At 39.7% G+C, this 12,245-nt stretch carries 12 protein-coding genes and 2 pseudogenes; 8 read left to right on the forward strand and 6 right to left on the reverse strand.

From position 1 onward, the window contains the following. Nucleotides 1-4 precede the first annotated feature (4 nt). Complete coding sequence (hemA, locus tag PR699_RS11040; protein WP_004919391.1) at nt 5-1,267, reverse strand: glutamyl-tRNA reductase; 1,263 nt, start codon at nt 1,265-1,267, stop codon at nt 5-7. A gap of 529 nt (nt 1,268-1,796) precedes the next feature. Here hemA and lolB point away from each other — a divergent pair. From lolB to prs, 3 genes are all read left to right on the forward strand, one after another. Then, nucleotides 1,797-2,462 (forward strand): lipoprotein insertase outer membrane protein LolB, encoded by a 666-nt coding sequence (gene lolB / locus PR699_RS11045; RefSeq protein ID WP_042116548.1) that lies wholly within the window; start codon nt 1,797-1,799, stop codon nt 2,460-2,462. Then, entirely contained in the window at nt 2,459-3,334 is an 876-nt protein-coding gene (gene ispE / locus PR699_RS11050; protein ID WP_004919385.1) for a 4-(cytidine 5'-diphospho)-2-C-methyl-D-erythritol kinase, read from the forward strand. The genes lolB and ispE overlap by 4 nt, the downstream gene beginning before the upstream one ends. 64 nt (nt 3,335-3,398) lie before the next feature. Next, complete coding sequence (gene prs, locus PR699_RS11055; protein ID WP_006661866.1) at nt 3,399-4,346, forward strand: ribose-phosphate diphosphokinase; 948 nt, start codon at nt 3,399-3,401, stop codon at nt 4,344-4,346. Between the two features lie 324 nt (nt 4,347-4,670). On the opposite strand, the gene ychH is transcribed toward prs, so the two are convergent. Then, nucleotides 4,671-4,943, reverse strand: coding sequence for a stress-induced protein YchH (gene ychH / locus PR699_RS11060; protein WP_272577842.1), 273 nt, complete (start codon nt 4,941-4,943; stop codon nt 4,671-4,673). Nucleotides 4,944-5,241: 298 nt separating this feature from the next. On the opposite strand from ychH, the gene pth reads away from it, so the two are divergent. The 4 genes and pseudogenes from pth to PR699_RS11080 all read left to right on the forward strand — a co-directional run bounded on the left by pth (nt 5,242) and on the right by PR699_RS11080 (nt 9,229). Further along, on the forward strand, nt 5,242-5,832 hold the full coding sequence (pth, locus tag PR699_RS11065; protein WP_004919378.1) for an aminoacyl-tRNA hydrolase: 591 nt from the start codon (nt 5,242-5,244) through the stop codon (nt 5,830-5,832). A 122-nt stretch (nt 5,833-5,954) separates the two neighbouring features. Then, the gene (gene ychF / locus PR699_RS11070) at nt 5,955-7,046 is read left to right on the forward strand and encodes a redox-regulated ATPase YchF (RefSeq protein WP_004919376.1); all 1,092 of its coding nucleotides are present in this window, start codon (nt 5,955-5,957) and stop codon (nt 7,044-7,046) included. Nucleotides 7,047-7,261: 215 nt separating this feature from the next. Further along, nucleotides 7,262-8,439 (forward strand): annotated as a pseudogene (locus tag PR699_RS11075) (tyrosine-type recombinase/integrase). A gap of 172 nt (nt 8,440-8,611) precedes the next feature. After that, on the forward strand, nt 8,612-9,229 hold the full coding sequence (locus PR699_RS11080) for a Fic family protein (RefSeq protein WP_014658270.1): 618 nt from the start codon (nt 8,612-8,614) through the stop codon (nt 9,227-9,229). Here PR699_RS11080 and PR699_RS11085 read toward each other — a convergent pair. Continuing rightward, nucleotides 9,226-9,390 (reverse strand): hypothetical protein, encoded by a 165-nt coding sequence (locus tag PR699_RS11085; RefSeq protein ID WP_014658269.1) that lies wholly within the window; start codon nt 9,388-9,390, stop codon nt 9,226-9,228. The two genes, PR699_RS11080 and PR699_RS11085, sit on opposite strands and share 4 nt — an antisense overlap. A gap of 506 nt (nt 9,391-9,896) precedes the next feature. After that, nucleotides 9,897-10,241, reverse strand: a complete 345-nt coding sequence (locus PR699_RS11090; protein ID WP_014658268.1) for a hypothetical protein — start codon at nt 10,239-10,241, stop codon at nt 9,897-9,899. A 110-nt stretch (nt 10,242-10,351) separates the two neighbouring features. On the opposite strand from PR699_RS11090, the gene PR699_RS11095 reads away from it, so the two are divergent. After that, nucleotides 10,352-10,684 carry a hypothetical protein gene (locus tag PR699_RS11095; protein WP_014658267.1) on the forward strand — a complete coding sequence of 111 codons (333 nt, stop codon included), beginning with the start codon at nt 10,352-10,354 and terminating at the stop codon, nt 10,682-10,684. A 213-nt stretch (nt 10,685-10,897) separates the two neighbouring features. Here the strand turns inward: PR699_RS11095 and PR699_RS11100 are convergent, their stop codons facing one another. Together PR699_RS11100 and PR699_RS11105 are read right to left on the reverse strand one after the other, a co-directional pair. After that, a complete protein-coding gene (locus PR699_RS11100; protein WP_014658265.1) occupies nt 10,898-11,803 on the reverse strand; it encodes a hypothetical protein in 906 nt (301 codons plus the stop codon). A gap of 42 nt (nt 11,804-11,845) precedes the next feature. Then, nucleotides 11,846-12,245, reverse strand: a pseudogene (locus PR699_RS11105) (hypothetical protein); the annotation flags it as partial.

Here is a 12,245-nt window from a genome sequence, read left to right on the forward strand (position 1 = left end):
GTGGTTATTGATGGTTCAGCCCTAAGCTGTCCCTAAGTAGATTCAGGCGTTCCAAGTCACCATCTCCAGCGGCTTGCTGTAAAGATTTTGTTGGTGCATGGATCAGGCGGTTGGTCAATTGTTGGGTAAGTTGTGTAATAACTTGTTCAGGGTCTGCACCCTGACTAATTGCCGCGAGTGCTTTTTCTGTCATCCCCGCGCGGATTGCCTCAGCCTGCGCTCTGTAATCGCGAATTGTAGACACTGCGGCTTGCGAGCGCAACCAATCCATGAAATGGCTGCTTTCTTGTTCCACGATAAATTCTGCTTCAACCGCTGCGGCTTTGCGCTGAGCAAGGTTTTGCTGAATTATCGACTCAAGATCATCCACCGTATACAGGTAAACATCTCTGAGTTTTTCAATATCAGGCTCGATATCACGAGGAACCGCAATATCAATTAACAACATGGGTTTGCTGCGACGCACTTTCATCGCACGCTCTACCATGCCTTTGCCTATAATCGGTAACGGACTTGCTGTTGAACTGATCACAATATCGGCTTGAGCCAAACGTGTATCAATATCAGACAGCGTGATCACTTCCGCATTAACCTCATTAGCTAATAACTCCGCTCTTTCACGAGAACGGTTAGCGATCATCATCTTCTGCACACCATGCTCGCGTAAATGGCGTGCCACCAATTCAATTGTTTCCCCTGCTCCCACTAACAAAATATTCAAATGTTTGAGTGACTCAAAAATTTGCCTTGCTAATGTACAAGCGGCGAATGCAACGGAAACCGCATTCGCTCCGATCTCTGTTTCGGTACGAATGCGTTTAGCGACAGAAAATGATTTTTGAAATAAACGCTCTAATTCGCTCGACAAAGAATGGTTGTCTTGAGAAAGGGCGAACGCTTTTTTAACCTGCCCAAGGATTTGCGGTTCACCTAAAACTAAAGAATCCAACCCACTTGCAACCCGCATAAGGTGACTGACTGCTCGGTCACCTTCATGCCAGTACAGACTCGGTTTTAAATCTTTATCTGTAATATTGTGAAACTTGCATAACCACTGGATAAGCTGTTCTTGAGCTTGTTCTTGTGATTCAAGGCTCAAATACAACTCAGTTCTATTACAGGTCGACAGCACAACGCCACCGCTCACCTGAGGTTGCTTAAGCAACTCCTCAAGAGCATGGTCGATTTTTTCTGGTCCAAAAGCCACCCGTTCACGAAGGGCTACTGGCGCCGTTTTATGATTAATGCCTAGGGCTAATAGGGTCATTGTGCTTAACTACATTGCTCACATTGCTAATTATTTATCCAGTAGTATAACCACACTACTGTTATTTGTTTATCGACTATTGTAGATGATCTCCGCCCCGCTTTCTATGCCCCGCGAATAATGAAAACCATAAAGATGATCACTACCAAACTTTTTCCATAGAAAACTGCTGACGATTTAGCCGAATTCAACACTATTAGTATTGCTATTCTACACCGCTTTATATCGGAGATGTACCCTTTTTTATTATACTTATTAAGAAATTATCAATATCAATGAGATATGCTGCGATTGTCATCTGTCAACTGATGAATCAAACTATCGATACTCATTGACCAATTGTATAAATAGGCAAAACTTCTTCAATCCGATTGATCATTTAGCTGTTTTAACGCAATATTTTGCCCACTGTCGCACCATATTATCCAGTGAGTCATTTTTCTAAATTGCAATAACACGTTACACTTCAGTGGGTATCAGCTTTGATAAAACCTATTTACTTTTTACTCAATGATTTTTGAGAGTCGCTATGCAACTGTTCACTACTTGGTCTTGTTTCGCTCCTTCCACCGCAAAGCGTTTTTGGCGTTTATTGCCGCTTTCTTGCTTATTGCTGACGGCTTGTGTGACCACTCAACAAACAACAACGTCTGGTACAGGTTCCGCGTCTGATCCACAATGGAAAACCCATTTACAAGAAGTCAACGCACTTCGCAATTATCAAACTCGCGGTTCTTTTGCCTATGAATTTGATGGTAGTAAAACCTATGCTAAATTCTTCTGGCAGCAGTATACACCTGAAAAATATCGTTTATTGTTGACAAACCCACTCGGCAGCCGCGAGTTAGAGCTCACCGTTGAACCTGATTTAGCGCGTTTAACCACAAAAGATGGGCAAACGCATATGAGTGATGTTCCTTCCGAGCTGATTTATCAACTTACTGGCATGGAGATCCCGCTTGAGGACCTGACCGCTTGGTTAACTGGCTCACCTGGGCGCGCAACACAATTTACGCTGGATAAAAACCACCTCCTAAAATCTGTAACATTACAGCAAACCAATGGTGAAAAGTGGCAGCTTAACTATCTTTCTTACAATATGAATACCACTCCAATGTTACCAAGCAACCTTGAATTACGTCAGGGTTCGCGCCTAATTAAGCTAAAAATGGATAGCTGGACTTTACAAAAATGACGTTAACATGGCCTTCCCCTGCTAAATTGAACCTTTTTCTCTATATCACAGGCCGTCGAGCAGACGGCTATCACGAATTACAAACACTGTTTCAATTTCTTGATTACGGTGACGACATTACCATCACCACGCGGGCAGACGATCACATCAATCTACTCACGCCAATGGAGGGAGTAGAACCAGAACAAAACTTAATCGTCAAAGCCGCAAAATTATTACAACACTACTGCCGTGATACTTTAGGCTATTCAGAACCTCTCGGGGCAGATATCAAAATCAATAAAATATTGCCAATGGGCGGCGGTATCGGTGGAGGCTCTTCCAATGCGGCCACCACACTTATTGCATTAAATACTCACTGGGGAACAGCAGTGAGTGATGACGTGTTAGCGGAGCTAGGTAAAAGCCTTGGAGCAGACGTTCCCGTTTTTGTGCGAGGCCATGCCGCTTTTGCGGAAGGAATAGGTGAAATTTTGACTCCAGCCTCGCCTAAAGAGAAATGGTATCTGGTTGCACATCCAGGAATTGAAATCTCAACTCCGATGATCTTCACAGATCCGCAATTAAATCGAAATTCTCCAAAACGCTCACTAGCCGCATTATTACTGGCTCCGTACGCAAATGATTGCGAACCAATTGCAAGAAAACGTTTTCGTGAGGTTGAACAGCTCGTTTCTTGGCTGTTAGAATATGCCCCGTCTCGCCTTACAGGGACAGGTGCTTGTGTTTTTTCTGAATTTGAAACACAAGCGGATGCCCTTAAGGTGTTAAATAAAGCCCCATCGTGGGTGCATGGTTTCGTCGCTCAAGGGGTGAACGAATCGCCGTTGCACAAATTCCGCGCTGGGATAACCCGTGTATTGCACCAATAATAACGATTTAGCATCGGTTATTGGTCAACAATATCTCTCTGGACGCAAGCCTGAGGTTTTTCTCGTGCCCGATATGAAGCTTTTTGCTGGTAACGCTACACCGGAACTAGCACAACGTGTTGCTAACCGCCTTTACACTAATCTTGGAGACGCGGCTGTTGGTCGTTTTAGCGACGGCGAAGTCAGTGTTCAAATTAATGAAAATGTTCGCGGTGGTGATATCTTTATCATCCAGTCAACCTGTGCACCAACCAATGATAACCTGATGGAACTGGTTGTTATGGTCGATGCGCTGCGCCGTGCATCTGCTGGTCGTATTACCGCTGTTATCCCTTACTTCGGTTATGCTAGACAGGATCGTCGCGTACGTTCTGCCCGTGTACCAATCACCGCTAAAGTTGTTGCCGATTTTCTGTCCAGTGTAGGTGTTGACCGTGTTCTCACCGTTGACCTACACGCTGAGCAGATCCAGGGCTTCTTTGATGTTCCTGTTGATAACGTATTCGGTAGCCCTATTCTTCTGGAAGATATGTTGCAGAAAGATTTGGAAAACCCAATCGTTGTATCTCCAGACATCGGCGGCGTCGTCCGTGCTAGAGCAATTGCGAAACTGTTAAATGACACTGATATGGCAATCATCGATAAACGTCGTCCTCGTGCGAACGTTTCCCAAGTGATGCACATCATTGGTGATGTTTCTGGTCGTGACTGCATTTTAGTCGACGATATGATAGATACTGGTGGCACGCTGTGTAAAGCGGCTGAAGCTCTGAAAGAGCGTGGTGCAAAACGCGTATTTGCATACGCAACTCACCCGATTTTCTCAGGTAATGCCGTAGACAACATCAAAAATTCAGTCATTGATGAAGTCATTGTTTGTGACACAATCCCTCTTTCACCTGAAATTAAAGCATTGAACAAAGTTCGCACGCTGACACTTTCAGGCATGCTGGCCGAAGCAATTCGCCGTATTAGCAATGAAGAGTCAATTTCTGCGATGTTCGAGCACTAAGAATTAATTAACGAGGTAGCAATACCTCGTTTTTCTATATTGCTTTGAAAATCAAAGAAATGTCATAATTTAAGTAGCGCCCCTACGGTTGAATATCAACCGTAGGGGCTTTATTTATCCATTCATTTTTACTCACCATAGCCTATAGGCAACTTCGTTGGCTTAATTTTTCATATTACCATGGTGATAAAATACGCACGAAAGAAGAGAGAGTTAGAGGTGAATAAAAAAACAAAAGAGTGATTATCTAAAATATGAAATCACCCTTCGTTGCTAAATAAGATCAACTAATATTGTTAGTACCACATAAATTAAAAACAAATATTATGGATAACGATGGTTATCTTTATTTGAATGTGGATAATGTTTTATTAGCCAGTAACGGTCAGCAATTTTTTCTCTAACGCCAATTCTCGCTCCAGTTAACCAGATCATCGCACCAACAAAGATGCCAAACAAGGAGCCCATTGTGATCATGTCCGGTAAATTGAGACTAAATATATGGGAAGATAGGTTCAGTGCAATACTTCCTATCATAACGATTAGCCCTAACGCCATCAAAATATTACCAACCAAAACTGCTGTTTTACGTTTCATATCTACCTCCTATCTCAGTAGACTGATAAGCAAAGCATAATTGAAATATTCGAAAAAATTATATTGTTATATGATTATTATAGTGTAATAAGTAAAATTGTTTGCGATGGCTATCACATGGTGAGACTTTTCCCATAATTTCTGTACAAAAGATGCTTTTTTTAAAAATATTTTTCCCGAATAGTTTCATACGGAACTAAATAAACACCCCATTGCCCTATTTCAATTTTGTACATCCCCCTATCACAAGGTAAACTAGATATAATTTTTTGACTTAACTGACAGTGAATAATTAGCCGTGAGCAAAATAAAACTAATTGTTGGCCTCGCCAACCCAGGTGCTGAATACGCCCAAACTCGTCATAATGCTGGAGCATGGTATGTTGACTTACTTGCCGAACGCCATAACCAATCTTTAAAAGAAGAAGCAAAATTTTTCGGTTATACCGCCCGTATCAACCTTAATGGCAACGATGTTCGGTTACTTGTTCCAACCACCTTTATGAATTTGAGTGGTAAATCGGTTCTGGCTGTTGCTAACTTCTATCGCATTAACCCTGATGAAATTTTAGTCGCGCATGATGAATTAGATTTACCCCCCGGTGTTGCAAAAATGAAATTAGGCGGCAGTAATGGTGGGCATAACGGTCTTAAGGATATTCAAAACAAGTTTAGTAATAACCCAAACTTTTATCGTTTACGCATAGGTATTGGTCATCCAGGCGATAAAAACAAAGTTGTTGGTTTTGTTTTAGGCAAACCACCTGCATCTGAGCAAAAACTTATCGATGAAGCGATTGATGAGTCCTTAAGGTGCACAGATATCTTACTTAGTGATGGGATGGATAAAGCGATAAATCGCCTACATAGTTTTAAAGCAACAGCGTAAAATCAGTGTACGTAAAGAGTTCATTTCATCAAAAACAACTTTTTGTGTATAATCAGCGCCAATTTTCTAACATTCAGGAGCAGCGCTCGCCTGCCCCTTGCTATTTTTAAGGTGAGAAACATATGGGTTTTAAATGCGGTATCGTTGGTCTGCCTAACGTGGGTAAATCTACACTGTTTAATGCGTTGACCAAAGCCGGCATCGAAGCAGCCAACTTCCCTTTTTGTACAATTGAGCCGAATACGGGCGTTGTGCCAATGCCAGACCCACGTCTTGACCAATTGGCTGAGATTGTAAAGCCACAACGTATTCTACCAACTACGATGGAATTCGTTGATATCGCGGGTTTAGTCAAAGGCGCCTCAAAAGGAGAAGGTTTAGGTAACCAGTTCCTGACTAATATCCGTGAAACGGAAGCTATCGGCCACGTAGTGCGTTGCTTTGAAAACGACAATATCATCCATGTGGCAGGTCAAGTTAACCCTGCTGAGGACATTGAGGTTATCAATACCGAATTAGCGCTCGCTGACCTTGATACCTGTGAACGCGCAATACATCGCATACAAAAGCGTGCAAAAGGTGGCGATAAAGATGCTAAAGCAGAATTAGAAGTATTAGAGAAGTGCTTACCCCATCTTGAAAACGCAGGCATGCTGCGTACTTTAGATCTTAGCGCAGAAGAAAAAGCACTGATCCGTTATTTAAGTTTCTTAACACTCAAACCAACAATGTATATTGCGAATGTTAATGAAGATGGCTTTGAAAATAATCCTTATTTAGATACGGTAAATAAAATTGCTGAATCAGAAGGTTCTGTCGTCGTTCCTGTTTGTGCCGCTATCGAATCAGATATCGCTGAATTGGAAGATGAGGAGCGTGATGAGTTTATGGCAGATCTTGGCATTGAAGAGCCTGGTTTAAACCGCGTGATCCGTGCAGGTTATCAGTTATTGAACCTACAAACTTATTTTACTGCTGGCGTGAAAGAAGTTCGCGCATGGACGATCCCTGTCGGTGCAACAGCCCCACAAGCCGCCGGTAAGATCCATACTGACTTTGAAAAAGGCTTTATTCGAGCTCAAACTATCGCATTTGATGATTTTATTAAATACCGCGGTGAGCAAGGCGCTAAAGAAGCCGGTAGAATGCGTGCAGAAGGTAAAGATTACATTGTTCAAGATGGCGATGTGCTGAACTTCTTGTTTAATGTGTAAGCCTGCGCTTTAGCCTTATATTATTTCACAAAGTATCAAATCATAATAAAACAGCATAAAATTCATGATATTAACTGGGTTTTATGCTTTTTTATGCCTCATTAAGTTTCATAAAAGCTCGTGACTAAATGAGTATGTAACTGGGTACAACTTATTTATCCTCCCTTTTTAAGTGAGTATAATAATATCAACTTACATAACTAGTTGAACTTATTATGCTTACTGATACAAAATGCAGAACTGCAAAACCTAAAGAAAAACTTTATCGTATCAATGAATTCAACGGTTTGTACCTTAAAATGAAACCTAATGGTAAAAAAAGCATGGCGATTCCGTTTTCAAATAAATGGAAAATCAAGCATGCTTGCATTAGGTAACTCCCCATTAATAACACTAGCTGAAGCCAGATCTAAATGTGATGATGCCAGAAAACTCGTATCAGAAGGAATTAATCCAACACAAGCTAAGCAACTAGACAGGATCAGAAAAGCGAACGAATCTGCAAATATATTTCAAATCATCTCAAAAGAATGGTTGAAATGAAAGATTAGGCTGATGTGACAAAATACCGTCGCCTTGATATGTTGGAGCGCATTGTATTTCCTTCTATCGGCAATGACCAATAAGAGAAATTACATCTCACCATATTCTCAAAATATTGCAGCGTGAAGTTCAAAGAGGTGTTCCAACAGTTGCTGCTGAAGCTAAACGGACGATATCTTCGATTTTTGAATTTGCTGTTGCCACATTAAGAGCTGATAGCGATCCTGTATGGGCAATAAGAAAAGCTCTCCCAGCAAACAAAACTCAACATAAAAAAGCCCTCACTACAGATCAAATAGGTCAATTACTCAATAACTTTGATAATAGCCGTGGCACCTTTCAACTGAACTATTGTGGTGGACGCTTTCTCGTCCATCTGAAATCGCTGAGGCTGAATGGTCTGAATTCGATCTTGATAATGCACTTTGGACAATTCCAGCTGAGCGAATGAAAGCACGAAGAGAACATATTGTTCCTCTACCTACACAAGCTATTGCGATTCTAAAATCTCTTTATGGTTTTACTGGCAGCCGTAAACATTTATTTCCCGGTCGGGATTCTTGTCATAAAACCGATGTCTACCAACTCACTAAGGCAATTTCTTAAAACGAGAGGTTGGAGTGCTATATATAGCCCTCATGCGACACGCACAACAGGCAGCACACGATTAAATGAGCTTGGATATAGACCTGATGCTATCGAAGCACAGTTAGCCCATATGGACTCAAATAGTGTTAGACATTCATATAACCATGCAACTTATCTTGAAGAGCGCAAAATCATGATGCAAGATTGGGCTGATAAACTTGATATTTGGGTAAAACGAGCCAATTTTGAATTAAAACCATGATGCATGGGTGTGTTAGCTTTGAAATATAACGATATTTATGAATTTTTTAGAAAAATCTACAATTTAACCTACACTTAATTAATCCGTTGATTTATAGGTAGTTATTATTTATTTGATGTTTTTAGCATGATAACGTACAAAATTCATACCCATACCAAAAGAACACGCTTAAATGAATAGATATGATGTATCTAACAGCGAAGGAAAATTTGCTGACGGCTCTGATGAAGAGGTACTGGCTAACAAGCTAGGACTTTCAAACGTTGATGATATCAATGATGCAGAGCTTGTCCTGTTAGAAAAACTGTATCAAGTCATTTTTGAAGAACAATTCCCCACTGAGCAAATTACTGTATCTCTTATTCAGCGTTGGCACCGCCAATGGTTAGGGAATGTTTACGAGTGGGCTGGTCAATTACGCACAGTGAATATTAGCAAAGGTGGCTTTATGTTTGCCCCTGCGGGTCGTGTTGCAAAGTTACTTGCTCAATTTGAAAAAGAGTATCTAGCGAAGTACACGCCTTGCACCAATATGAGCCGAGAACAGGTCATAGAAGCTATTGCCACAGTGCATGTGGAGTTAATTCTGATACATCCGTTTAGGGAAGGAAATGGGCGCTTATCGCGCTTACTCGCCGATGTGATGGCGGTACAAGCTGGGTTTCAACCGTTAGACTACGAAAGTTGGACTCAACAACCCGAGCAATACATTGCAGCAATCCACGCAGGGCTAAACCTTAACTATGAACCCATGAAATATTGGGTTAATGAAGCCTTGAAAGAGAACTAAATCGCCAGTTTCAAATGCCCGAACTTCTCACGCTTAGCTTTCATCTCTTCTTCAAGGCGACGGGAGTCCTGCCCTGTTTCAATCGCTGTAGAGGTTGCTACCGATCGAATGAGTTGAGTACGAGTTGGTCTTGTTGCTTGAATTAATTCATTCTTTTTCATGGTAGTCTCACTTCAAACGGGCGATAGTGCATTTTATCATCGTTGGTTGATATGGCAACATAGATCTTATGGCGAAACTATAACCTTAAAGCTAGATATCAATTTAAAAACCACTGTTTTTAGCTCTATCCTTGGCTATCTTTAATACTTCATTATATGAATACTTTGACGTATAAAAAACATGCTCCCAATGGGGAAGAACTTCTGACATTTTTACTGTAAAACCATGTTCATTTAATAATTCTAATAAATATCCTCGATGCATCCGAGATATAGACCCATTCCAGTATATACCACACAACTTAACTCTTTAAGGGCATCATCCAATAAGTGATTTTTTATTTTTTCTTTCATATTCATGAGCCCTTAAAAATATACATTTGTGAAAATAAAAAAATCAAAACAGGTATACTTGAACAGTCAAATTAATTACCATTAGCACATTCTCACTTTGGCTTTCAAAATAAGATTACTACCTAAAAATGACTCCATGCAAAATTACCCTATTAAAACGATAATTTCTTCCACCATTCACTCTCATTGCCATCCACAACTTGAATATTAACACCTAGGTACTTGTATGTTGCTTTAGCTTTATCTATAAGACGCTTATTCCTACAAACAAAATAATCGCATGCAGTTGCATAAATTACATGGGTATGATCATGTAAACTAGACTCTACTTTTTTCATTTTTTCTAGTTTATAACCAAATCTATTTAATTCCCTTAATACTAAATCTACCATGCTTTCGACCAAAGAAAAATCATGCTTTATTTTATCATAGCATTCATTATGTAACTCCAAAAAATAAACAGCCAATTTTTTTATATTCTCTAAATCCAGTTCCAATTAAATACATTGCAGTTTTATTAATTAAATCCAATTTTTCTTGGGTTTGAGGATGTAACTTCATACCTCGTTTATATAACTCCATTATTGAAGGCGGTACAGCCAATATATTGAAATCTGTTTCACCGTTTGAATATTTGATTGATACCCACAGCGATGACATTTATCAGGATACACTCCGCAACAACGCCAGTTTTTACCGTTTCCTTGCCACACTGCGTCCTGAAACTCCATTGGACGTGTTACGACAACATGGACGAATTAGTTATCAGCCTTGTTGGAAACTTCCTCGTATAGCACATGAAGAGTGGCAAGGTTTATGGGTGCCGAGTGAGGCTGGCTGGGAAAGTCTAAGTGAGGAAAATATTCATCAGACAAGAGGAATTGGTGAGTGGCCTGATTTACCCCATAAAAGCATGACCCCCTTGGTGCATGGGCTGTAAGAGGATGGAGAGGATTATTTACGGTATTTAATTTATTGGAAAAGCCAGTGTTTAAGTATAATTACCAAGCAATTTTGACGTATCCACATTATCAGTGTCAGCCCAAGTCCAGACTTTCATAGTCCCCAATGGGCTGTATATATCAAAGAGCCAATTATCCATATTGATATCAAAAGGGACACTGGTGACCGTATCCATCACTCAAATGAATACTTAGTAATAGGTATAGATATATTGTGTGGTTTTTGTGATCTCAGGCTTAAATTTTGTCTTGGTCGTAGTAGTGGTTGTCATCAAACAATTTCCATGTAAATCTTTTTCCTGACATTTTATCGTATCAAAGCTGTAAAGCTGACCATTTTCATACAACTCTGACACCGTTTCATTGGGAAAGCCTTTTGAATCATAGTAATATTTTATCTTTTGTAAAAAGACATTCACAGGTTTATCAGACTCAGAATCAATAACACTTTCCAGTTTATTCAGATGATTATAGTTATATTGAAATGCTATTTTTGCGCCATATTGCTCACCAACCCTGTTATTAATAAGTCCATTATTCCAGTTAATAACTGAAACAGAAAAAGTATCGTCTGAATTTTCTGACAATTCACGGCGTTTATTTTCTTCATCGGCATCAGAAAAGACTCTGTTTTTAGTCAGAACTATTTCCTCATTTTTGATAATCCGCCCATTGCTATCAGTGTAATAAAATAAGCTGGCATTGGTATAGCTGGAGTTACTGGAGGCACTGAAGTCAGAGACAGCTTTAACATGGTAAGGATTACTGCCAATTAATTCCTCGTCTGAAACAAAGGTTACAGAATCCGACGGTGATATGACTCTTTGAGATTCCCAGCTGAATTCAGTCAGCTCATTACAATCTGAGAATTGATATACTCTTGTTCCATTATCGGTTTTACCGTATTTATTTTCAGGTCTCGTGTGTATGGTTTTTACAGATTTTACGGGACCATAAAAAATATCACCGGTAATTATATAAGCGTTCTGTTTGTTAATATTTCTCTGCTCATTTGAGCACGCTTTTAAAGCAAGTGCATCAGACATAAACAACAAAGAAAGCAAAGAGGTAATAATGGGGAGTGTTTCACATTTCATATAAAAATATTACATCCATATAATGTGTATAAGTTAGTGTTTTTATTTTTGGATCATGGATTCTGATATTTCAAGTAGTTTTTTATACTCAGGTTCAACTTCAGAATTAAGAATAACATCGCCATTTGGATACTTTAAAAAAGAATCTTCGCCTTTCTTTTTTGCCCCAACCCAGTAACTTTTTATGTTAGACCTATAATCAATATTTATATTAATATTTTGAGTGTTTATTACTTTATAGGTCATAGTTTCATATTTAGCTATTAACCAAAATTGTTTGACATGCCCCCCTATAAATCGCTCGCTAATCAACGGAAATAATATTAACTGCTCATTTATATCTCCTGATTTTTTTTCATAGCCACCATCAAAAGTCGCTGGTGCATTGTTATCAAGCACAAAGGTGGCTTCCATACCAAAGTTTTTTGATATTAACGGATCT

This window comes from Providencia sp. PROV268 (genome assembly GCF_028477805.1).
Classification (GTDB): Bacteria; Pseudomonadota; Gammaproteobacteria; order Enterobacterales; family Enterobacteriaceae; genus Providencia; species Providencia stuartii.